Here is a 22,495-nt window from a genome sequence, read left to right as displayed (position 1 = left end):
CCATGGCCCCCGCAAGCAAGCAGGCCTCGCTGTTGGACCCCGCGCTGCTCAAGCCCGCGGTGTGGGAGAGCCTCAAGAAGCTCCACCCGCGCGACGTGGCCCGGAACCCGGTGATGTTCGTGGTGTGGGCCGGAAGCCTGCTCACCACGGTGTTCGTCCTCAAGGACCTGACGGTCTCTGGGGAACCCACCGCGCCCATGTGGTTCACCGTGTCCGTGATGCTGTGGCTGTGGTTCACGGTCCTCTTCGCCAACTTCGCCGAAGCCGTGGCGGAGGGCCGAGGCAAGGCCCAGGCGAGCGCCCTGCGCCGCATGCGTCAGGACACCCAGGCCCGCCGCCTCACCCACGATGGCCGGGAGGAACGCGTCGGAGCCCCCGCCCTGCGCAAGGGCGACCGCGTGGTGTGCGAAGCCGGAGACGTCATCCCCGGCGATGGCGAGGTGCTGGAGGGCATCGCCAGCGTGGACGAGTCCGCGGTCACCGGCGAGTCCGCCCCCGTCATCCGCGAGTCCGGAGGCGACCGTTCCGCCGTCACCGGAGGCACGAAGGTGCTGTCCGACCGCATCGTCATCCGCATCAGCGTGGATCCGGGAGAGTCGTTCCTCGACCGGATGATCGGCCTGGTGGAAGGCGCGGCCCGCAAGAAGACGCCCAATGAAATCGCGCTGCACATCCTGCTGGTGGGCCTCACGCTGGTGTTCCTGATGGCGTGCGTGACGCTGGTGCCGCTGGCGCTCTACTCGGGCGTGCCGCTGTCCGGCACGGCGGTGGTGGCGCTGCTGGTGTGCCTCATCCCCACGACCATCGGCGGCCTCCTGAGCGCCATCGGCATCGCCGGCATGGACCGGCTCCTGCGCAAGAACGTGCTCGCGCTCAGCGGGCGAGCGGTGGAGGCGGCGGGGGACGTGGACACGCTGCTGCTCGACAAGACGGGCACCATCACCCTGGGCAACCGCATGGCCACGGAGCTGCTGCCCATGCCGGGCGTGCGCGCGGAGGAACTGGCGGAGGCCGCGCAGCTCGCGAGCCTCGCGGACGAAACGCCAGAGGGGCGCTCCGTCGTCACGCTGGTCAAGGACACGTACAAGATGCGTCCGCGCGAGCTGCGAGCGCATCAGGCCACCTTCGTCCCCTTCACCGCGCAGACGCGCATGAGCGGCTGCGACCTGGTGGACCCGCACCCGCGCAGCATCCGCAAGGGCGCGGTGGACGCCATCGTCCGCTACACGCAGGCGCAGGGTGGCACCGTGCCGGAGGAGCTGACCCAGGTCTCGGGTCGCATCGGTGACGCAGGAGGCACGCCGCTCGCGGTGGCGGACGGCGCTCGGGTGCTGGGCATCATCCATCTGAAGGACGTGGTGAAGGGCGGCATCAAGGAGCGCTTCGACCGCTTCCGCGCCATGGGCATCCGCACGGTGATGATCACCGGCGACAACCCGCGCACCGCGGCGGCCATCGCGAGAGAGGCCGGCGTGGACGACTTCCTGGCGGAGGCCACCCCGGAGGCGAAGCTCGCGCTCATTCGAGCGGAGCAGGGCAAGGGCAAGCTCGTGGCGATGACGGGTGACGGCACCAACGACGCGCCCGCGCTGGCCCAGGCGGACGTGGGCGTGGCGATGAACACCGGCACCCAGGCCGCAAAGGAGGCCGGCAACATGGTGGACCTGGACTCCAACCCCACCAAGCTCCTGGAGGTGGTGGAGGTAGGCAAGCAGTTGCTGATGACGCGAGGCACGCTGACCACGTTCTCCATCGCCAACGACGTCGCGAAGTACTTCGCCATCCTCCCGGCGCTGTTCATGGGCGTCTTCCCGCAGATTGCCCCGCTCAACGTGATGGGGCTGACGTCGCCGTTCAGCGCCATCCTGTCCGCCGTCATCTTCAACGCGCTCATCATCGTGGCGCTCATCCCGCTGGCGCTGAAGGGCGTGCGCTACCGCCCGCTGGGCGCGGCGGCCCTCCTGCGCCGCAGCCTGCTCCTCTACGGCGTGGGCGGCGTCATCGTCCCGTTCGTGGGCATCAAGGTCATCGACGTGGTGCTCACCACCGTGGGCCTGGCCTGAGCACACAAGAAAGGAACATCCATGGTCTCCGCGCTCCTCACCGCCCTGCGCGTCAGCGCCGTCACGCTGGCCCTCACGGGCGTGCTGTACCCCCTGACCGTCACTGGCGTGGCGCAGGTGCTGTTCCCGAGTGAAGCCAACGGGTCGTTGGTGAAGGACGACCACGGCCGGGTGGTGGGCAGCGCGCTCATCGCCCAGGGCTTCACGCAACCGGGCTACTTCCAGCCGCGTCCCTCCGCCGCCGGCACGGGCTGGGACGCGACGGCCTCCAGCGGAAGCAACCTGGGCCCCACGTCCCAGAAGCTCCGCGACCGAGCAGTGGCGGAGGCGGACCGGCTGCGCCGAGAGAACCCCGAGGCCGAAGGCCCGGTGCCCGGCGAGCTGGTGACAGCGTCCGCGTCCGGGTTGGATCCGCAGGTGTCGCCGGAGGCGGCGCTGTGGCAGGTTCCCCGCGTGGCGCGAGCGCGAGGCGTGGACCCGGCGCGCGTGCGGGCGTTGGTGATGTCCCGGGTGGAAGGACGAACGTTCGGCGTGCTGGGAGAACCCCGGGTGAACGTGCTCACGTTGAACCTCGCGATGGACCGTCAGTTCGGCGGACCCGCGCCCACGGCCTCCCGGTGAGGAGAAGGCAGTCATGACGACGCGGCGTCCTCGCGCGGAGGACTTCCTGGAGCTGGTGGAGCGCGGCCGGCGCGGCCGGCTGAAGCTCTACATCGGCTTCGCGGCGGGCGTGGGCAAGACGTTCCGCATGCTGGAGGAAGCGCACGCGCTGAAGGCGCGCGGCGTGGACGTGGTGCTGGGCTTTGTCGAGACCCACGGTCGTCCCGAGACGGAGGCGTTGGTCGAGGGCCTGGAGGTCGTGCCGCGCCAGCGCATCACGTACCGGGACGTCACTGTGGAGGAGCTGGACCTGGACGCCATCCTCGCGCGCAAGCCGCAGGTGGCCATCGTGGACGAGCTGGCCCACACCAACGCGCCCGTGTGCCGTCACCGCAAGCGCTACCAGGACGTGCAGGAGCTGCTGGCCGCGGGCATCAACGTGATTGGTGCCTTCAACGTGCAGCACCTGGAGAGCCTCAACGACCTGGTGGAGCGCAACACCGGAGTCACCGTGCGGGAGACGCTGCCGGACAGCTTCCTCAAGACGGCGGACCAGGTGGTGAACCTGGACCTCGCGGTGGAGGACCTGCACGAACGGCTCAAGGCGGGGAAGATCTACGCGCCGGACAAGGTGCCGCACGCGCTGGAGCGCTTCTTCACCGGAGACAACCTCTCCACGCTGCGCGAGCTGGCCCTGCGCGAAGTGGCGGAGAGCCTGGACCGGGCCACCACGGGCAGGCAGGCCCTGGCAGGCGAGGACCCGTCCCAGAAGGGCGGCGCGTGGGGCCGGGTGCTGGTGGCCCTCTCCAGCCATCCGCCGCGCGCGGCGACGCTGTTGCGACGGGGTTCACGCATGGCGGGCCGGCTCAACACGGACTGGTTCGTGGTGTACGTGGAGACGCCGCGCGAGGCGCCGAACCTCATCGACGCGGAGGCGCAGCGGCACCTGCTGACGAACATCGAGAAGGCGAAGGAGCTGGGCGCGGAGGTGGTGCGCCTGCGCTCCAGTGACCCGGTGGCGGCGTTGCTGGACTTCGCCCGCTCGCACGGCGTGGGGCACATCATCATCGGCCGTTCGAACCAGGCGAAGTGGCGCCAGCGGTTGGGGATGACCGCGGACGCGCGCCTCTTGCGGGAAGGGGAGGGCTTCGACATCCACGTCGTGTCCTTCGAATCCCACGAGGAGAAGCGCCCATGACGCTGCGCTCGCGGCTGCTGCTGGCCCAGGTGCCACTGGTGCTGGCGTTGCTCTTCCTGGGCGCCACGGCCGTCATCACCCTGGCGCGAGTGGGCCGCTCCGGTCAGGAGGTGCTGGAGGACAACTACCGCAGCGTGCTCGCCACCCAGCGCATCACGGAGCAGCTGGAGCGCATGGACAGCGCGGCGCTGTTCATCATCGCGGGCGAGCGCGAGCGGGGCATGACCCAGCAGGCCTCGCAGCGCCCACCGCTGGAGCTGGAGCTGGGCATCCAGCAGGGCAACATCACCGAACCCGGCGAAGCGGAGGCCACGCAGCGGCTGCGCACCGCGTGGACGAAGTACCGCGAGGAGTTCGACGTCTTCCTCCAGGCACGTGGCCCGGAGGCCGCGCGCACGAGCTACTTCGAATCGCTCTCACCGGCCTTCCAGGAGGCGAAGGCCGCGGCGGCGTCCGTCCTCGCGCTGAACCAGGACGCGATGGTGCGCAAGAACGACCGGCTGCGCCAGCAGAGCGAGCAGGTGAACACGTTGATGGCGCTGGCGGTGGTGGCGGCGCTGGGCTTCGGCCTGTTCTTCACCACGTCGCTGGTGCAGCGAGCGCTCCGTCCGGTGTCCGTGCTGTCGCAAGCGGTGCGCCGCCTGGGGCAGGGCGACGTGGAGGCGCGAGCGGTGGTGGAGGGGCGCGACGAAATCGCCGGGCTCGCGCGGGACTTCAACACCATGGCGGAGCGGCTGGCGCAGTACCGCAAGAGCAGCCTGGGCGAACTGCTCCAGGCGCAGGCGGTGTCGCAGGCGGCCATCGACAGTCTGCCCGACCCCGTGCTGGTGCTGGGCGCGGAAGGCGGGCTGCTCAACGTGAACGCCGCGGCGGAGGACGTGCTGCGCCTGCGGCTGGACGAGGGCGGGGACGCGCTGGGCCGGGTGGAACCCGAGGTGCGCGCCGTGCTGGAGCGGGTGCGAGCGCACGTCGTGGGAGGAAGGGGCGCGTACCAGCCCCGGGGCTACGAGGAGGCGGTGCGAGTGGAGTCGTCTCCAGAGGGCGTCCGGTGGCTCCTGCCGAGAGGCAGCCCGGTGCACGGAGAGACCGGGGAAGTGGTGGGCGCCACGCTCATCCTCCAGGACGTGACGCGGCTGCGGCGCTTCGACGAATTGAAGAACGACCTGGTGGCCACGGTGGCGCACGAGTTCCGCACGCCGCTCACGTCGCTGCGCATGGCCATCCACCTGGTGGCCGAAGGTGTCGTGGGGCAGGTGACCGAGAAGCAGGCGGACCTGCTCTTCGCGGCGCGCGAGGACTGCGAGCGGTTGCAGGGCATCGTGGACGACCTGCTGGACCTGTCGCGCATCCAGTCCGGGCAGCTCCAACTGGACGTGCGGGAGGTGCGCACGGAGGAGTTGGTGGAGCAGGCGCTGGCCGCACAGCGCACGCTGGCGGAGGACCGGGGCGTGCGCCTGTCGCAATCCCTGTCACCGGACGTGGAGACGGTGCGGGTGGATCCAGACCGGCTGCACCTGGTGCTGGGAAACCTGGTGGGCAACGGCGTGAAGCACACGCCGCACGACGGCGAGGTATCCGTGCACGTGTCGCGCGAAGGCACCCTCGTGCGCTTCGAGGTTGAGGACACCGGCGAGGGCATCCCCGCCCAGGAGCAGGCGCGCATCTTCGAGAAGTTCTACCGCGCCCCGGGCGCACCGGCGGGAGGCGCGGGCCTGGGGCTGTCCATCGCACGCGACATCGTCCAGGCCCACGGCGGCGAGCTGGGCGTGGTGAGCACCCCGGGCCAGGGCAGCACCTTCTGGTTCACGCTGCCACAGCCTGAACAGGGCTGAAGCCCGCGGTCACATCGGCGCGGACGTCTCCAGCTGGCGCATCGCTTCCTTCCGCGCGTCGGACGCGGAGCGGACGATTTCAGCGCTCGACTGGCCGAACGCGTCCGCGTCCATCTTGCGCAGTCGGGGCACCACCTCGCGCTCCTCCTCCGCCATGTGTTGCGCGGCCACTGCCTCCAGTTGCCGCACCGTGGCCTCGCGGCGGCGCGGGTCGTGGCGGACGCGCAACAGTTCGGAGATCAGCTGGGTCATCTCCCCGTGCTCCTCCACCGCGAAGTCGATGCGCGGCCCTTCGACGACGGTCCGCGCGACGGGATACACCCAGCGCTCCTCGAGGGTGCTGTGCAGGGTGAGCGTTTCGGCCAGGCGCAGGCTCAGCTCCGGCTTCTCTTCGTCCGGCGCATGGTGCCAGGCCTCGAAGAGGGCCTCTGCGTCGCGGTGCTGCTGGATGAGCACGTCGATGAGGTTCATGACGGGCCAGGGTTCGCATGAGCGCGCAAGGGCGCAATCCACTCTCCAGGATGAGCGCCCCTGTACGCCCCGGCCGCCAGTGCCGGACTGCATGCACTGGCGCACAGGCCGCCTGCGTCACGTCTCCGATTCGTACTTCTTGCGCTTGCGCCACAGCGTGGACGCGTCGATGCCGAGCAGCCGGGCTGCTTCATCCAGCGTCGGCACGGACGCCATCACCCGCAGGATGTGTTCGCGCTCCACCGCTTCCAGCGTGTGCGGCCCGCCCAGCGTCACCCCAGGCCCCACCGCGGACGCGATGCGCTCCGGGAACGCCTGCGGCTCCACGACGCCTGACGCGCCCACGATGAGCGCCCGCTCCAGCGCGTTGCGCAGCTCACGCACGTTGCCCGGCCAGGGGTAGGCCCGCAGCATCGCCTCCGTGGCGGGCGACAGCTCCGGGGCCGGACGCTGCGCGGCCTTCGCGAAGAAGGCGATGAAGCGGCGGGCCAGCGGGAGCAGGTCCTCCGGCCGCTCACGCAGGGACGGGAGCTTCACCTCCAGGACGTTCAACCGGTACATCAGGTCCTCGCGGAAGCGTCCCTCCGCCACGTCCTTCTCCAGGTCGCGGTGCGTGGCCGCCACCACGCGCACGTCCGCCTTGCGCGTGCGTCCCTCGCCCAGCCGTTCGAACTGCTTCTCCTGCAGGAAGCGCAACAGCTGCGCCTGGAGCGAGGGGCTCATCTCCGCCACTTCATCCAGGAAGAGCGTGCCCCCTTCCGCCTGCTCCACGCGCCCCGGCTGGTCCTTCACCGCGCCCGTGAAGGCGCCGCGCGCGTGGCCGAACAGCTCGCTCGCCAGCAGTTGTTCGGACAGGGTGGGGCAGTTGATGGTGACGAAGGGCCGCTTGCGCCGGGCGCTCATCGAATGCAGCGCCCGCGCGAGCACCCCCTTGCCCGTGCCGCTCTCCCCGCGCAGCAGCACGGATGCGTCGGACGTGGCCGCGCGCTGGATGAAGCCAATGGCCGCGTGCATGGCCGGCGACGCCGTCTCCAGCGTGGCCTCCGGCACCGCCTGCGCCAGCTGTCCCTCCAGGTCCCCCAGCTGAGAAGTCAGCTCACGCTGCGCCTTCGCGCGCTCCAGGACGTGGCGGATCTGCGCGGGGGTGAACGGCTTGGGCAGGTAGTCGCGCGCGCCGCGCTTCACCGCCTCCACGGCCGTGTCGAACGTCGCGTAGGCGGTGATGAGGATGACGTCCAGCGCGGGGGATTCGGCGAGCAGGCGGGGCAGCAGCTCCAGTCCGGACGCGTTGCCCAGCCGCAGGTCCACGAACGCCAGGTCCGCCGGGCCTTGAGCGAGCGCCGCGAGCGCGGCCTCTGGCGTGGCGGCCTCGCGCACCTCGCAGCCCAGGCCTTCCAGGCACACCCGCAGGGTGTGGCGGATGTTTCGCTCGTCGTCCACCACGAGCACCCGCATGGGGCGCTCCGTCGCCTCGGTACTGGCACGCACTTCCATGGGCACAGTCTAAGAGCACGCCGTGTGCCGGGCCCGTCTGTCGGATGCCGGGCGGCGCAAGCCCTGGGGGCGCACTGCATCCGGCACGATGTGCCCCGGGTGGCGGTTGCAAGGTGCAACGCGGAACGGGCTGGTGTCTGCTGCGGCGTGGCCGTGCGGCTGGCACGCGCCATGGATGGAAGGGAGCCCATGAGCAACGAAGGGACGCCTCCGGACGAGGGGGGCGAGGAGAAGAACATCTTCGCGAAGGAGCTGGTCCCACCGCCCAGCATCTGGCTGCGCAAGGGCACCTGGCTGGCCCTCGTCTTCATATCGATGGTGGGCGTCTTCATCTGGCTCCAGGGCGGGGAGGACCGCGCGCTGGACGCCATGTCCCCCTCGCAGCGCGAGGCCCTCTTCTCGGACACCCGCGACGAGTTCCGCCTGCTCTGCCTGGCGGATGGCGGCGCCTCGCGCTGGCCCAAGAAGTGCGCGAATCACGCGGCGTTCCTCGTCCGCTTCTCCGAGTGCGACGACACCTGCCGCCGCGAGGTGGAGCCCTTCCTCCCACATCCCACCCGCTGAGCGCCGCCGAGCAGCCGGGCCAGGGCCTGTGTGGACGCACCCAGGCCACCGTCACCGGCAGTGAAGCCCATGCCGGACGGCTGGAATGATCGCGCCAGGGTGCCTTCCGGGCCCCCTTTGTGGACGTGAGGCGTCCTCCACCGAGTGTCCCACCTGACAGGATGAAGTGTCCCGTATGACCCTGCGGGGCAATGCAGACCCGTTTGCAGGATATTTCAAGGGACGCGGGCTTGAGTCGGGGGGAGAGGTGTTGTCTATCCTACGAGTCCTGACGGAGCCCCGGTCCTCGGGGGAGCCCATTGGGGCCGCGGAAGGATGAGCGACAATGAGCTGGCGCAGCAGGCCCGGCGCGGGAGTACGGCCGCGCTTCATCGGGATGGGTGACATGGGCCCGCGAGGGGGTGCGTGATGGCGATGAGGCTCAAGCAGAAGATGATGGTGCTGCCGACGGTGGCGGCGGTGTTCCTGGTGGCCATCGTGGCGGTGACGGTGGTGCTGGGCGCGCGCACGCGGAGTGCCTCGGAGCGCATCGGTTCCAGCCTGGCGCCGTCGGTGAGCCAGGCGCAGACGTCCCGCGCCGGGTTCGCCGCGTTGCACCAGGACGTGGGCGACGCGGTGGCGCTGCACGCGGTGAAGCAGGAGACGCTGGACGCGCAGGTGACGGAGCTCCAGAAGGGGCTCACTGCGCTGCGAGCGTTTCCGGACGTGGATGGCCCGAAGGTGGAGGCGCTGCAGGGGGCCTTCACGCGCTACTGGCAGGAGGCGTCGCAGGTGGTGGCGCTGGCGGCGCGCAATGACGCGGCCGCGGAAGCCGCGCTCGCGAAGCTGGAGCCCGCGTACCGGACGATGCACACCGGCCTGGAGTCCGTGACGGCGCAGCAGGAGGCGTCGCAGCGAGAGACCTTCATGGAGGTGTCGTCGCTGCACGGCATGACGCTGACGTGGGTGCTGGTGTTGGCTGTGACGTGCATCGTGGCGCTCGCGGTGGCCACGGTGTGGCTGCTGCGCGAGGTGACGACGCCCCTGGCGCGGCTGACGGCGACGGCGACACGCATCGTGCGGGAAGGCGACCTGTCGCTGGCCATCGACACGAGCGCGCAGGATGAAGTGGGTGAGCTGGCGCGCAGCATCCAGACGCTGATGACGCGGCTGGTTTCGGTGCCCAACACGCTGCGCGCGGTGGTGACGGAGCTGACGGCGGCGGCGTCGCGGCTGAACGCGGCGAGCCACGAGCAGCTCAACTTCCTGACCAGTCAGTCGCGCAGCCTGACGGAGGCCAGCTCCACCATCGCGGAGATCGCCCAGACGTCCGGCATGGCGGCCAGCCGCGCGGAGATGGTGTTGAAGGTGGCGGCGCAGGCGGACGCGTACAGCGCCTCCGGGCAGGTGTCCATCGAGCGCAGCGCGGAAGGGTTGCAGCAGATCCGCGCGCGGGTGGGCGCGCTGGTGGGGAGCATTGGCGTGCTGTCCGAGCAGGCGGTGCACGCGGGTGAAATCATCGGCAGCGTGAAGGACCTGGCGGACCAGTCGAACGTGCTCGCGTTGAACGCGGCCATCGAGGCGGCGCGGGCCGGCGAGGAAGGCCGTGGCTTCGCGGTGGTGGCCAAGGAGATGCGGGCGCTGAGCAGCCAGTCGCTGCAGAGCACGCAGCGCATCGGGAAGATCCTCCTGGAGATCAACCAGGCCATCCGCGAGACGGTGGGCATCGCGGAGGAGGACAGCCAGAAGATGGAGGAGGGCATCGAGCAGGTGCTCTCGTCCGCCACGACGCTGAAGGACATCACCCAGGTGGTGCAGGAGAGCAGCCAGGCGGCGCGGCAGATCGTCGCCTCGGTGACGCAGCAGAACGCGGGCATCACGCAGATGACGGAAGTGGTGACGCAGCTGTCGGAGATGATGAGCGACGTGGTGATGGCCACGAGCAACGCCGAGCAGGCGGTGGGGCAGATCAACACCTCCCTGGGCAAGCTCCAGGAGCTGTCCACCACCTTCCGCGTCTAGCCGTCCAAGACAGCGTCAAGCAGGGCCCACGGGCCGCTCCGGAAACACCGGGGCGGCCTGTTGTGCGTCAGACGCCCTTGAGGATGATCCGCTTGTCGCCGAAGACGGCGGAGACTTCGATTTCTCCGCCCATGGCCTCCACGGCGCGCCGGAGTGTGGAGAGCCGGTGATCGTCCCGGGCTTCGGTCTGGGAGAGCTGACCCTGGGAGATGCCCATCCGTTCGGCGAGCTGCGTCTGCGTCATCCCCGCGAACTCGCGCACCTCCCGCAGACTCATCTCCAGGAGTTCCTTCCGGACGCGCTCATCCTGTTCCTTGAGTTGCGCTGGCGTGAACTTCTCCCGGCGCATCCCCTTCCAGCTGTGGAGCTTCATGACTCCGTCTCCTCGCGCTCGTTCTTCGAATCGTCATGAAGTCCGGCGGCCCTCTCCCAGAGGTAGCGCAGCCAGATCTTCTCCGCCTGGGGGATCATTCTCTCGTAGAAGCGCTTGTCTCCGGTCTTGTCGCCCCCCAGTAGCAGGACCCCGTTGCGCGCAGGATCGAAGGCGTAGAAGACCCGGAGGGGATGTCCTCCGGACTGGATGCGGAGCTCCCGGAGCGGTTGGGAAGTGCCCTTGATCTGGCTGCTGTATGGGAACCCAAGTGTGACCCCCTTCGCGGCCAGAAGCTCCACCCCGTGGTCCACGGACCGCGCCGTCTCTTCGTCGAGAGCAAGGAACCAGTCCCGGAACTCATCGGTTCCGAAGACTTCAATCCCATGAGACAGAATATCATTCCTGGATGATATTCCGTCAAGATGATGGGGGGACGGCTTTGTGCGCTTGGAATGGGGCAGGGTCGCGTGCTCCCGTCGAGAGAAGACGGGAGACCCTAGGCCCTACCTCTGACGTCACTCGCCCTGCATCAGGCCCTTGCTGCGGTCGCTCGGGTAGATGAGGAGGGCTGCCAGGGCGTCACGTCAGGCGTAACTTGTATGCTACGCCCCGGATTGAAGCCTGGAGCCCTGCCATGCCCCCCACGGGATTCGACCGTTACTTCGAGAAGAAGCTCAAGCGCCCGGCCTTCGCGGAGGCGTATGCGAAGGCGCGCGCCGAAGTGGATGCGGCGGACAGGCTGATTCGCGCCCTGGATGCGCGGCGCGAGGAGGCAGGCCTGAGCAAGGCGGACCTGGCCCGGAAGGCGGAGACCCCGCCGGAGGTCGTGCGCCGCCTGTTTACGGCCCCTTTGGCGAACCCCACGCTGTCGACGGTCACGAAGTTGGCCGCCGCGCTGGGGTGCCGCCTTCAGCTGGTGCCGGTCCCCGCCCGCCGGAAGGCAGTGCGGTCACGAGCACCTGCCGCCCGCGTCCGCCGCAAGTAGGACGCGCCTCAGCCAGCCCATACGCTCCGGGGTCGGCGGCGCTGGTACTCGTCCCGGAGCGCTCGGACCTTCGCGTAGTCGGACTCTGAAATCACGGTGCGGAACGCCTTCGTCTTCCCGGTCAGGAGGACGAGGCTCGGGCCGCCCAGTCCCAGTGCTTCTCCGTCCCGCTCCAGGAGACAGAAGAGCCGGTAGTGACGCCGGCCTCTGCCATCCGCGCGGACTTCCTGGAGCCCCGCCATGGCGCCATGCATGGCCTCCCACTTTCCCCCGCCGCTGAACGCGGGCGGCGGCGCGTCCGCCACGGCCTTCACGACGGCGAGCAGCTTCGCGCTGACCGCATCCGGACACGCGTCGAGGAAGTCGCGGGCCGGAACGGTGCGCACCGGGTCGTCCTCCGTATGGCGCTGGAAGAAGTGGATGCGCCAGGGCTGGACGTGCTTCGAATGGGGCAGGGTCGCGTGCTCCCGTCGAGAGAAGACGGGAGACGCTAGGCCCTACCTCTGACGTCACTCGCCCTGCATCAGGCCCGTGATGCTGCCGTCCGGATGGACCGTGACACGTCGGGCGGCGGGCTCACGCGGCAGGCCCGGCATGGTGAGCAGCTCTCCAGTCAGCGCCACCAGGAAGCCTGCTCCCGCGGACAGGCGCACCTCGCGCACCGTCAACGTGAAGCCCCGGGGCCGGCCTGTCTTCGCCGGGTCGTCCGACAGGGACAGGTGCGTCTTCGCCATGCACACCGGCAGCCCCGCGCCTCCCAGTGCCCGCGCCGTCTCCAGGTCCTTGCGCGCCCCTGGCGTGAAGGCCACGTCGTCCGCGCCGTACACCGTGCGCGCGATGGCGCGAATCTTCTCCTCCGGCGTCTGCTCCAACTCGTAGAGGAAGCGCGGCTTCGGCGGCGCCGCGTCCGTCGCGTCCAGCATCGCCAGCACCGTGTCCGCCAGCTCCAGCGAACCCTCGCCGCCCTTGCCGAACCCGTCGCATACGGCAATGCCCACGCCCCTCGCCTTCGCGAACGCGCGCACTTCGTCCAGCTCGGCTTCCGTGTCCTGCGGGAACCGGTTCACGCACAACACCGCCGGCAGGCCGAACGCCGCCACCGACTCCAGGTGCTTCTCCAGGTGTCCGAAGCCCTTCAAGAGCGCCTCGCGGTCCGGCTCCGCCACCTGCGCGGCCGCCGCGCCGCCGTGGTGCTTCAGCGCCCGCAGCGTCACCACCAGCATCACGCCCCGGGGCCACACGCCCGCGCTCCGGCACTTGATGTCCAGGAACTTCTCCGCGCCCAGGTCGAAGCCGAAGCCCGCCTCCGTCACCACCTCGTCCGCGTACGCGAGCGCCAGCCGCGTGCCCACCACCGACGAACACCCGTGCGCGATGTTGCCGAACGGCCCCGCGTGCACGATGGCCGGCCCGCCCTCGCGCGTCTGGGCCAGGTTCGGCATCAGCGCGTCCTTCAGCAGCGCCACCATGGACGCCGCCGCGTTCACGTCGTTCGCGCGCACCGGCGAGCCGTCCGGCGCCTGACCCACCACGATGCGCCCCAGCCGCGCCTCCAGGTCCTTCAGGTTCTCCGCCAGCGCCAGGATGGCCATCACCTCGCTGGCGGCCGTGATGTCGAAGGACGTCTCGCGCGGCACGCCGTGCGCCTTGCCGCCCAGCCCCACGATGACGTTGCGCAGGAACCGGTCGTTCATGTCCATCGCGCGGCGCCAGCGCACCCGCGTGCCCTCCATCACCACCGGGTGGCCGTAGTACACGGCGTTGTCCACCAGCGCGGACAGCAGGTTGTGCGCGCTGGTGATGGCGTGCAGGTCGCCGGTGAAGTGCAGGTTGATGTCCGCCGCCGGCTCCAGGCTCGCCTGCCCACCGCCGGTGCCGCCGCCCTTCACGCCGAAGACAGGCCCCAGGGACGGCTCGCGCAGCGCCGCCACCGCCTTGCGGCCCCGCTTGCGCAGGCCCATGGCCAGCGCCACCGACATGGTCGTCTTGCCCTCGCCCGGGGGCGTGGGATTGATGGCCGACACCAGCACCATTCGGCCCTGGCGCGAGCCGCGGCCCAGGGCGTCCAGCGACACCTTGGCGCGGTCTCGGCCCCAGGGGAGGACGTCTTCCGGCGCGAGACCCAGCTCGGCGCCGACTTCAGTGATGGGACGGAGCGTCATGGCGGGGGACTCTCCGCGTCCCGCCGGAGGAGGTCAACGCTCGCGACACGGGGGCAGGCAGGCGCGCATCGCAGGACGGTTCCCCGGGAGGCAGGCGGGGTGGGAGGATGCAGGAGCAGGGCGGAGCCCGGGGGCGCGATGGAATACGCGGCCGGGAGTTCCGTCAGGGAGAGCATCATGAACCGCATTCTCGGCATCGCATCGGTGGGGATGGCTTCGCTGGCACTCGGAGTGGCCCTGTGGGGGCCCGGGAAGTCGGAGGCCCCTGTCGTCCAGGAGGCGCCCCGCGTGCAGGACTCGACGGCGGACGTCCGGGCGCTCCAGAACCGCGTGAAGGCGCTGGAGGAGACGGTGCAGTTGCTGTCCCGGCGGATGCTGGCCTTCGAGCAGGGCGGCGGCACGGCCTCGGCCGGCACGGGCGGTCCTCCGCCCGCGGGCCTGGAGGCGGAGGTCGCGAAGCTGCGCGAGCAGATGCGCGGCGTGATGGTGGGCGAGGCGCTGACCAACGACAGCGCGAAGCAGTCGCTGAAGGAGCTGATGCGCACGGTGCAGGACGAGCAGCGCACCGAGCAGCGCCAGCAGTGGCAGCAGCAGGTGGACCAGATGCGCGTGCAGGCGGAGACCGAGCGCTCCGACCGCATCAAGACCTTCATCAGCAACGCGCGGCTCAACTACAGCCAGGAGCAGGCGCTGACGAAGGCGATGCAGGCCGAGGACACGAAGCGCCAGGAGCTGGCGTCGGCGATGTCGGGAGGCCGGCCGGGCCGTGACATGCGTCAGCAGATGCGCGACCTGCGCACGCAGACCGACGCGGAGATGCAGAAGGTGCTCAGCGCGGAGCAGATGACGCAGTACCAGCAGATGCGCCGCGACGACATGAATCCGCGCGGCGCTGGCGGCCCCCGGGGCGGTCCCATCGGCGGTGGCTGGGAGGGGAACGGCGCCGGCGGGCGGTAGTCGCTCAGGCCCGCAGGACGTCTTCCAGGTCGAAGGCGTCCGCCAGGGCCACCGACGGGGTGCACAGCAGCACGGGGACCCGAGCGGACGCCGCGCGAGCGGCCTGGACCCGGTCCCAGACGGCATTCGCGGGCAGGTCCACGTCCCGTTCCTCCAGGAAGAGGAACGGGACGTCCGCGTCAAAGGACTCCGCGGGCTGGACACGGAAGCCGCGCAGGAAGCCGTTCATCGTCCGCGACGCCCGGTCGGCAATCTCTCCCAGCCACGCCGCTTCCCCTTCACCCAGGGAAGTTGTGGGCCCGGGAGGAAACGTGGAGAGCACGGCCTCGTCGCGAGGCGAGCCAGGCTCCACGAAGGGGATCGATATCCCCGCGAGCAGGGACAGTTCCTCCTGGACGACGTGCCACCGGCCATCCGGGAAGCGCCGCAGCGTCACGGTGTAGTCGTCGTCATCCATGCCCAGCACCAGCGTCACGGGGCCGTCCACCGCGTCCAGCACCTGCGTCTGTTGAAGCCGGCCGTGAGCCAGTTCGCGCAGTAGCGTGAAGAAGGCCACCAGGTCGCGCGTGGCCGAGCCCTCCGGATCCACAATCACGGTCAGCCGCCGGGGACGCGGCACGACGTCGCGAAGCGAGCGCAGTCCCTCGGCCTGGATGCGCGTGAGCCGGTTGGACATGGCCGCGAGCCTACGCCAGACACCGGAAACACGAACGCCGCGAAGCTCCCGGAGGAACCTCGCGGCGCGAGTGATGCCCAGGCCCGAGCGGCGCCTACTTCCCGCCGAAGATGCCCTTGAGGCGCTTCTTCGCCTCTTCCTCGGCGCGCTGCCTGGCCTTCTCCTGCTCGATGCGGGCCTGCTCCTCCAGCTTCTTCTTCTCCTCGTTGGCGCGCGCCTCCAGCTCCTGACGCTTCGCCTCCGCTTCGGCCTTCGCCTTGTCCTGGCCTCCCGTGAGGATGTCCTCCACGGCCTTGCCCTTCTCACCCAGCAGGCCGCCCAGCGCGGCCCCTCCGGCCAGCTTCAGGATGGTCGTCGCCGCCGGCTTCACGTCGATGCCCGTCACCTCCGGGCTCCACGCCTTGCCTGAAATCTTCAGCCCCACCGGGATGGCTTCCGTCGGCGTCACCTTGCCCACCGTCAGCGTCTTGATGGTCGCGGGCGTCAGCGACACGCCGCCCGTCAGGTCCAGCGTGCCGTCCAGCCCGATGCCGCCGTCGAAGCTCATCGCCGCCTCCGGCCGCGTCCAGGTGATGGGCTTGCTCAGCTGCGCCACGCCGTTCTTGATGGTCACGCTGAAGGGCAGGTCCCCGCCCAGCGACGTCACATCGCCGCTCTTGAGCGCCTTCGCGAAGGGCAGCGCCTTGGCCAGCGGCCCCGTGACGGACGACACCAGGTCCTTGCCCAGGAACGTGCCCTCCAGCAGGTTGCCGTTGATGCCGCCCAGCAGCGTCTGCTGCAGCTTGTCCGGCGTGTAGCCCACGCCCTGCACGTCCACGTTGCCGTTGAACTTGCCCGTCAGCACCTGCTTCGGCGTGCGCGCCGCCAGCGCCTGCGCGACCTCCAGGCCCTGCACCTGCACCTTCGCGGTGAAGGGCCGGGCCTCCGGCGCGGGCCCCAGGCGGATGGTCGTCCCGTCCGCCACCACCTTGCCGCCGTAGATGCCCGTCGAGAACTTCTCCACGGTGATGAGGTCGTCCACCATCTTCACCACGCCCGTCACGTTGGACAGGTCCATCGCCGTGTAGCGCAGCGACGCGATGGCGAACTGGATGTCACCCCGGTAGCCGTTGAAGCGACTGGCCTCTCCCGGCGGCGGCTCCGGCGGAGGCTTTCCGCCCGTGCGCGCCAGCACCTGCTCCTCGCTCATCAACAACTTCTCCGCATCCAGCCGCGCGGCCTTCACGTCCGCCTTGAACGTCGTCGTCGCCTTCTTGCCCGTGCCCGCGAGCGCCACCGTGGCGGTGCCCGTCACCGTGTCCTCCAGCGCGCCCAGGCTCATGCTGGTGACGTTCACCGTCATCCCGCTGCCCGTCTTCGCCGGCGCGTACGTGCCCGCCGCCGCGACCTCCAGCCGCTGCCCCGGCGCCTTGTTCACCAGCAGGCCCGGCCGCATGTCCACGCCGTTGAGGTCCGCCTTCGCGTCGAAGCGCAGCGCGCCGCCGCTCGCCGCCGCGCCCGTCACCTTCGCGTTCAGCTTCATCGCGCCGCCGGCGTCCTTCGTCAGCTGATCCGGCACCCGCAGCCGCACCGGCGTCAGGTCCACCGCGATGTTGATGGCCTGCGCCTCCTGCGTGCCGCTGCCGCGCACGTCCAGGCCAATGGGGCCGGCGATCATGCCGTTGAGCTGCTTGCGCAGCGGCGGGTAGTACTCGGCGAGCACGGCCGGGTCCAGGTTGCGGCCCACCAGCTCAAGGCCCTCCACCGCGGGCTTGTCCGTGAGCAGCCCCTTCACCTTGCCCTTGCCCGTGATGGCCGCGGGGCCCAGGTTCAGGTTCAGCTTGTCCAGCGCCAGGTCACCGGTGGCCATGTCGCCCGTCACGTCCGTGTCGAGCACCACGTCCAGCGCCTTGCCGCCCTCCGAGCCCGCGAACTTCAAGCCCAGCGCCTTGATGACGCCCACCAGCTTCGTGGGGCCCTTGCCGCCGGGCACCGCGCCGCCCAGGTCCGCCTTCCAGTCCGCGTCCAGCGTGCCCGCCTGCAGCCCCACGTCCGGGGGCAGGAACGGCCCCAGCGGCGACAGGTCGATGTGCTCCGCCTTCAGCGTCACCTGCTCTGGCGTGGGGATGAGCGTCGCCGGCAGCGGGGCCGCGGCGAGCGTCATCTTCAAGTTCTGCTTGTCCGCGAGCACCGCGGCCGCCAGGTCCACCTTCAGCGGCTGGCCCACGCGCAGGTCCTTCACCTCGATGTCCAGGTCCTTCACCGCCAGCTCGCGCGCCTGCGCGCCGCCCGCGCGGTCCACGAAGCGGATGGTGCCGTCGGTGAGCGCCGCGCGCTCCACGTGCACGCCCGACAGGTCCGTGGGCTGCGTCTCCTCCTCGGGCGTCTCCTCCTTCGGCTGCTGCGCGGCCAGCTTCTCCTGGAGGCGCTGCACGTTGGTGGTGCCGTCCGCCAGGCGGAGGACGTTCACGGTGAGCCCGGACACCTCCGCGTCCTGCACGCGGATGTCCTTGCCCTTCGAGGTGAGCAGCGGCATCGCCGCCACGCTCACCGTCACGTCCTTCACCTCCGCGAGCGGCAGGTCCTCGCCCTCGGCGGCGCCCACGCTGACGTTCTGGATGTGAGCGCCCACGTAGGGAAAGAGTTTCGTGGAGACGTCGCCAATCTCGATGGGGCGCCCCAGCTTCTGCGAGTACGTCGCGGCCTGGTCGCGCGCCGTCTTCAGCAGGATGGCGTCCAGGCGCCACAGCACCACCGCCACGATGGCGATCAGGAGGACGAGGATGCCTCCCAGCACATACGGCCAACGCTTCTTCTTCACAGCCGCCACGGTTCCTCCTCCGTCGGGAGAGCGGTCGAACGCTTAGCGCAGCGCCAAGAGCGCCGCACCTCCCATGCACGAAAGGAGGTTGCCAGCGTGACGATCAACAGCCGGGGGAAAGTCATACTCCTGTCGACCCTTGCATCTAGGCACGACGGCCCCCCCAGGAAGGGGGCCTCATGCTTTGAGGACGCAAGAGTTCGGAGCTTTCAAGGAATCATGGGGTAGGTCGGGCGGCGCCTAAAGGTCGATGACCTCCGGCTCCATCCCGGACGCGGGCGGCGTGTCGCCCTGGCCCTCCAGCAGGAAGCCCCAGGGCGCGTACACGTTCCCGCCGGTGAACGCGTCCACGTAGAGCACCACCGGCGTGTCCAGCCCGTCGTACGTGACCTCGAAGATGGACAGCTGGCCCTTCCCCTGGCCCTGTCCATCCACCTGGGTGAACTCGCAGCAGTCGCCCATGCGGCGCCACGCCACCGGCTGGCCTTCCGGCCCGCGCAAGAGCTTGAAGTACGCCATCACGCCCTTGTCGCCCCAGCCCACCCGCACCGGGTTCTCCGGCCGGGTGCCGTAGGTCAGCGGATCCGGCCGCTTCGGCAGCAGGGGCGCGGTGCGGTGCATCACCTCCTGCATGGACGTGCCCGGGGAAGCGCACGCCGTCAGGAGCAACACCGCGGCGGGGATGCATCGGAACAGGGACATCGGGACCTCCAGCTCGGCCTGGGAAACGCCCCAAGCTGGCGTCCGCCCCGGTTGCCGCGCATCCCCATCCCCCGCACGGACCGTCCTCCGGGAAACGCACCCCCGAGCCCAGCGCACACGCGCAAGGTCCGGGGGGGAAGGACGGCCAGGCTGCGCTTCTTCAGCTCAGCGACTTCAGGTCCAGGCCCAGCTCGTGGCGGTAGCGCTCGAAGCATCGCGCGCCCGCCGTCAGCCGCAAGAGCGCCCCTTCCGCCAGGGGTCTCGCGCACGCGGGGTTCGCCTCCACCAGCGGACGCAGCACTTCCTTGTTCCAGGTCTCGGAGTGCTTCACATCCAGCGTGGAGTGCAGCGCGTAATAGCGCCGCACGCGCATGTCGAACCCCAGCCGCTTGAGGCCCTCGTTGACGCACGCGGTGCGGCCCGGCGCCGTCTCCTCCACGATGCCCAGCGCGCCCACCGCGTGGTACGTGTAGCGGCGGTTGAACGCGAACGCGCAGAGCAGGTTCGCCAGCGCGTGCGCTTCCCACACCGTGTCCTCGTCCGTGGGCTTCAACCCCAGCTTCCGCGCCATCTCCGCGAGCATCGGTCCGTGCATCGCGTCCTCGCGCCCGCGGCCCATCTCGTCCCAGTAGTTGCGCGCCAGCTCCAGCTTCGCCCGAGTGGGCAGCTGCAGCTGCGTCAGCGCCACCAGGTCGTCGAAGCCCGCCTCGCCCGCGACCTCCTGCGTGAGGAACCAGTCCATCTGTTCACGCGTCGCCTGCGTGGCGAGCCACGGGAACAGCGGATCATGCTGTCCGGGACCGGACTCCTTCAGATCCTCGAACCACGCGATGAACCCGTTCGCGTCCTCCGGTGCCTCGGCGGCCCATGCCGCCACGCGCTGTCGCTCCGCCTCTACGTACTCACCTTCGAGCAACCGCAACTGCGTCTCCTCCTGCACGGCTGCCCGCCAGCCCTCGGTGGGAAACCCTGGAGCCAGTCGCGCGTGGTTGAAGCGCAAGAGGGTCCGGTGAAGCCGTTCGGACAGGCGTGCGTCCTCCGTCCCCGCTTCCCCAGCCACCTCGCCAAGCCCGCTCATGGTGCGCACCCTCTCTACACATACCGGAAGGCGGGAGTGCCTTCCGGTCACATGTATGGGGATGACCTTGCACACCGGCCACATCGCTCCCGCCACCTTCGCCGTCAGTCAGGTGCGTTGCGAGAAAGACCACGTCCGCTCGCGCGACTGCGCGTATCAGGTCGCATGGAACATCAATCCGCATATGAAGCCCGGCGCCGTCGCATTGCGGCGCGCGTGCACGCAGCACCGCGAGTTCCTGCGTGCCCTGCGTGAAGCAGGCGCGGGCTTCTTCGAACTGCCCTTCGTCCACGGCGCGTTCGACTCCGTGTTCGCCAAGGACAACGCGGTGCTCGTCTCCCAGGAAGGCGAGCTGCGGGCCCTCCTGGCCACCATGCGCCACGGTCAGCGCCGTGGTGAACAACTCGCACGGGCCCGGTGGCTGTCCGCGCGCGGCTTCGACGTCATCGAGCCGCCGCGCGTGCACATCGAAGGGGGTGATGTGGCCATGCTGCCCGTGGGCCGGGGTGCCCTCCTGGGCTGGGGCATGCGCTCCACGCAGCGCGCCGCGGGCGTGCTGGAGGCGTTCCTCTCCGCGCCCGTCACGCCGCTGGAGCTGTGCGACCCGTACCTCTACCACCTGGACACCGCGCTCACCGTCCTGTCCGATGGCACCGCGCTGGTGTGTCCGGAGGCCTTCACGCCGGAGTCGCTGCGCATGCTGGAGCGCGCGGAGGGCATCCAGCAGGTGATTCCCATCGCGCGGGAGGACGCGCTCGCGTTCGGGCTCAATCTGGTGGAGGTGGGCAACACCGTCATCGTCGGCGCGCGCGTGCCTCGCGTGGAGGCGGTGCTGCGCGGCCTGGGGCGCCGGCCCGTCAGCGTGCGGTTGGATCAGTTCCACCTGGCCGGCGGCAGCGCGGCGTGCCTCGTGGCGCGCGTGCACACCCTGCCGCCCCTGTCCGCCCGGCGCTTTCGCGAGGAGCAGGAGCAGGACCTGGCCCAGCAGCTCTCCGCGTGACCTGCGCCAAAACGAAGACCTCCCCGGGCGACGAAGCGCGCGGGGAGGTCCGGGGTGAAGCGGGGAGGAAGCCTCAGGACTGTTCGCTGGTGACTTCCGGCGCGCTCAGCCCTTCGGCCTGCTGGAAGCGGCGCGGGTGACCGTCGCCACGGGTGCCGCCGGAGAGCTTGTCCACCCAGGGGTACTTCACAGCCTCTTCGGCCGTGTAGCCCAGGTTGAAGACGGTGGCGCTCTTGGGCTTGTCGGAGGCCTTCTCGTACAGCGTGCCGAACACGCGGTCCCAGAAGTAGTTCGTGATGCCGTAGTTGCCCTGCTCATTGTGGAAGTGGTGGGACATGTGCAGGCGCTTGATGTCCTTCAGCCACTTCTGCTGCGGGGCGTAGTTGAGGTGCTGGATGCAGTGGCAGAACTCGTAGAAGCACGTGGTCACCATGCCCCAGCCCAGCGCCGCCGCCGCGCCGGACCGGCCGCCGATGAGGTAGCCGATGGGCGTGAGCACCAGCGCGATGGTGGGCAGCGTGGTGTGCAGCGCGCCGAAGAGCACGCGCAGGTCGTGCGGGTCCTGGTGGTGGTCGAAGTGGATGCGCTTCCAGGTCACCGCCGTCGCCGCGGACTTGTAGAGAAAGCGGCCGTGCAGGATGTACCGGTGGATGAGGTACCAGCCGAACGGGTACGCCACCGTGGCCAGCAACACCGCCGCGCCCATGCGCACCGGCGCGTCGAACCACTTCACCGACAGCACGATGCAGGTGATGCCGATGAGGATGTAGGCGACGACGGCGTAGTAGGTGAAGAACGAGTAGACCAGGTCGCGCAGCGACATCCGGTCCAGGTTGTGCTTCCGGTTCAGGAAAGAGACCGCCACGGGGATTCCCTCACTATCCGCTCCGCCGCGAGTCCCGGGTTGCCGGGTGCGCGTGGCGCGAAGGCTTGCTCGCATCCCGGCCCTTGGGAGTGATGCGGTGGTTCCTGAGCTATCAGTCAAGAGACCCCTTGGCCCAGGAACGGTGAGGGCTCTCTTAGCGCCTTCCTGGAGGCGTTGAGAAGTTCCACTGTTGCCGCGCCCGCACAATGTCTGGCTGCCCGCCCCTCATCCGACCCGGAGGCGGACTTCCGTGCGGGAAGTCCACACCCCACCTTTCCGCCCACAGGCGCGAGCGATCGCGCGAGGGGGCAGACAGATGGCGCGCAAGGCACAGGGACAACAGGGCAGTGGGACCCAGGCGGGGGAACGCCCCGCGCGGCGGAAGACGGCCACCCGGAAGACGGCGGGCGGCGCCCCCAGCGAGGGCCGCCTGGAGCTGCGCCGCGACGTCGCGGAGTACCGGGCCGCCGCGGAGGCTCAGGCCGAAATCGTGCGCGAGCGCATCAACGCCGCGCTGGAGGTCAGCCGCCGCACGCGCGAGGAGATTGAGGAGCGCATCGCCAGCGAGCTGCACGCGCCCCGCGTCGCCGCGAAGAAGGCCGCCGCACCGGCTCGCAAGCGCACCCGCGCCTCCACGCGCGCGTCGGCGAAGTAGGGCGCGGCCCCACAGGCCC

21 protein-coding genes are annotated in these 22,495 nt (G+C 70.0%); 10 read left to right on the top strand and 11 right to left on the bottom strand.

The genetic code is table 11. The features are described from left to right. The first annotated feature begins 2 nt into the window (after positions 1-2). From kdpB to D7Y15_RS18120, 4 genes are read left to right on the top strand one after another with little or no spacing between them, the layout of a single operon-like run. Positions 3-2,063 carry a potassium-transporting ATPase subunit KdpB gene (gene kdpB, locus D7Y15_RS18135; protein ID WP_120576324.1) on the top strand — a complete coding sequence of 687 codons (2,061 nt, stop codon included), beginning with the start codon at positions 3-5 and terminating at the stop codon, positions 2,061-2,063. 21 nt (positions 2,064-2,084) lie between these two features. Beyond that, positions 2,085-2,684 carry a potassium-transporting ATPase subunit KdpC gene (gene kdpC, locus D7Y15_RS18130; protein WP_120576325.1) on the top strand — a complete coding sequence of 200 codons (600 nt, stop codon included), beginning with the start codon at positions 2,085-2,087 and terminating at the stop codon, positions 2,682-2,684. A 13-nt stretch (positions 2,685-2,697) separates the two neighbouring features. Then, positions 2,698-3,861 carry a sensor protein KdpD gene (locus tag D7Y15_RS18125; protein WP_120576326.1) on the top strand — a complete coding sequence of 388 codons (1,164 nt, stop codon included), beginning with the start codon at positions 2,698-2,700 and terminating at the stop codon, positions 3,859-3,861. Continuing rightward, positions 3,858-5,693 (top strand): ATP-binding protein, encoded by a 1,836-nt coding sequence (locus D7Y15_RS18120; protein WP_120576327.1) that lies wholly within the window; start codon positions 3,858-3,860, stop codon positions 5,691-5,693. Before D7Y15_RS18125 ends, D7Y15_RS18120 begins: the two co-directional genes overlap by 4 nt. Positions 5,694-5,702: 9 nt before the next feature. Here the strand turns inward: D7Y15_RS18120 and D7Y15_RS18115 are convergent, their stop codons facing one another. After that, complete coding sequence (locus tag D7Y15_RS18115) at positions 5,703-6,164, bottom strand: hemerythrin domain-containing protein (RefSeq protein WP_120576328.1); 462 nt, start codon at positions 6,162-6,164, stop codon at positions 5,703-5,705. A gap of 117 nt (positions 6,165-6,281) precedes the next feature. Then, a complete protein-coding gene (locus D7Y15_RS18110) occupies positions 6,282-7,619 on the bottom strand; it encodes a sigma-54 dependent transcriptional regulator (RefSeq protein ID WP_120576329.1) in 1,338 nt (445 codons plus the stop codon). A gap of 228 nt (positions 7,620-7,847) precedes the next feature. Between D7Y15_RS18110 and D7Y15_RS18105 the strand changes: the two genes are divergently transcribed. Both D7Y15_RS18105 and D7Y15_RS18100 read left to right on the top strand, forming a co-directional pair. Further along, positions 7,848-8,222 (top strand): hypothetical protein, encoded by a 375-nt coding sequence (locus D7Y15_RS18105; RefSeq protein WP_120576330.1) that lies wholly within the window; start codon positions 7,848-7,850, stop codon positions 8,220-8,222. Positions 8,223-8,630: 408 nt separating this feature from the next. Continuing rightward, positions 8,631-10,223: a methyl-accepting chemotaxis protein gene (locus tag D7Y15_RS18100; protein WP_120576331.1), complete on the top strand. Its 1,593-nt coding sequence runs from the start codon at positions 8,631-8,633 to the stop codon at positions 10,221-10,223. Between the two features lie 67 nt (positions 10,224-10,290). Here the strand turns inward: D7Y15_RS18100 and D7Y15_RS18095 are convergent, their stop codons facing one another. Then, the gene (locus D7Y15_RS18095) at positions 10,291-10,596 is read right to left on the bottom strand and encodes a helix-turn-helix domain-containing protein (RefSeq protein WP_233591760.1); all 306 of its coding nucleotides are present in this window, start codon (positions 10,594-10,596) and stop codon (positions 10,291-10,293) included. Then, positions 10,593-10,976, bottom strand: coding sequence for a type II toxin-antitoxin system RelE/ParE family toxin (locus tag D7Y15_RS18090; protein WP_199745943.1), 384 nt, complete (start codon positions 10,974-10,976; stop codon positions 10,593-10,595). Before D7Y15_RS18090 ends, D7Y15_RS18095 begins: the two co-directional genes overlap by 4 nt. A gap of 254 nt (positions 10,977-11,230) precedes the next feature. Between D7Y15_RS18090 and D7Y15_RS18085 the strand changes: the two genes are divergently transcribed. Then, entirely contained in the window at positions 11,231-11,581 is a 351-nt protein-coding gene (locus tag D7Y15_RS18085; RefSeq protein ID WP_121753364.1) for a DNA-binding protein, read from the top strand. An 8-nt stretch (positions 11,582-11,589) separates the two neighbouring features. On the opposite strand, the gene D7Y15_RS45830 is transcribed toward D7Y15_RS18085, so the two are convergent. Further along, on the bottom strand, positions 11,590-11,967 hold the full coding sequence (locus D7Y15_RS45830) for a hypothetical protein (protein WP_233604998.1): 378 nt from the start codon (positions 11,965-11,967) through the stop codon (positions 11,590-11,592). 123 nt (positions 11,968-12,090) lie between these two features. Continuing rightward, entirely contained in the window at positions 12,091-13,743 is a 1,653-nt protein-coding gene (locus tag D7Y15_RS18075) for a formate--tetrahydrofolate ligase (RefSeq protein ID WP_120576333.1), read from the bottom strand. A gap of 177 nt (positions 13,744-13,920) precedes the next feature. On the opposite strand from D7Y15_RS18075, the gene D7Y15_RS18070 reads away from it, so the two are divergent. Continuing rightward, positions 13,921-14,700, top strand: a complete 780-nt coding sequence (locus D7Y15_RS18070; RefSeq protein WP_126934234.1) for a hypothetical protein — start codon at positions 13,921-13,923, stop codon at positions 14,698-14,700. Between the two features lie 4 nt (positions 14,701-14,704). Here the strand turns inward: D7Y15_RS18070 and D7Y15_RS18065 are convergent, their stop codons facing one another. The 4 genes from D7Y15_RS18065 to D7Y15_RS18050 form a co-directional block, all read right to left on the bottom strand. After that, entirely contained in the window at positions 14,705-15,376 is a 672-nt protein-coding gene (locus D7Y15_RS18065) for a hypothetical protein (protein ID WP_121753362.1), read from the bottom strand. Positions 15,377-15,470: 94 nt separating this feature from the next. Beyond that, entirely contained in the window at positions 15,471-18,185 is a 2,715-nt protein-coding gene (locus D7Y15_RS18060) for an AsmA family protein (RefSeq protein ID WP_120576336.1), read from the bottom strand. A gap of 231 nt (positions 18,186-18,416) precedes the next feature. Then, positions 18,417-18,878, bottom strand: a complete 462-nt coding sequence (locus D7Y15_RS18055) for a fibril protein (protein WP_120576337.1) — start codon at positions 18,876-18,878, stop codon at positions 18,417-18,419. Between the two features lie 160 nt (positions 18,879-19,038). After that, on the bottom strand, positions 19,039-19,956 hold the full coding sequence (locus D7Y15_RS18050; protein ID WP_121753369.1) for an iron-containing redox enzyme family protein: 918 nt from the start codon (positions 19,954-19,956) through the stop codon (positions 19,039-19,041). Between the two features lie 61 nt (positions 19,957-20,017). Between D7Y15_RS18050 and D7Y15_RS18045 the strand changes: the two genes are divergently transcribed. Next, positions 20,018-20,956, top strand: a complete 939-nt coding sequence (locus tag D7Y15_RS18045; protein WP_120576338.1) for a dimethylarginine dimethylaminohydrolase family protein — start codon at positions 20,018-20,020, stop codon at positions 20,954-20,956. Positions 20,957-21,029: 73 nt separating this feature from the next. On the opposite strand, the gene D7Y15_RS18040 is transcribed toward D7Y15_RS18045, so the two are convergent. Then, positions 21,030-21,779 carry a sterol desaturase family protein gene (locus D7Y15_RS18040; protein WP_120576350.1) on the bottom strand — a complete coding sequence of 250 codons (750 nt, stop codon included), beginning with the start codon at positions 21,777-21,779 and terminating at the stop codon, positions 21,030-21,032. Between the two features lie 358 nt (positions 21,780-22,137). On the opposite strand from D7Y15_RS18040, the gene D7Y15_RS18035 reads away from it, so the two are divergent. Next, positions 22,138-22,476: a hypothetical protein gene (locus D7Y15_RS18035; RefSeq protein ID WP_233596824.1), complete on the top strand. Its 339-nt coding sequence runs from the start codon at positions 22,138-22,140 to the stop codon at positions 22,474-22,476. Positions 22,477-22,495 lie beyond the last annotated feature (19 nt).

Origin of the sequence: Corallococcus sp. AB030 (genome assembly GCF_003668965.1) — a bacterium.
GTDB classification, from domain to species: domain Bacteria; phylum Myxococcota; class Myxococcia; order Myxococcales; family Myxococcaceae; genus Corallococcus; species Corallococcus exiguus.
Note: the sequence above shows the minus strand (reverse complement) of the source record. Positions and strands in the feature narration are given on the sequence as shown.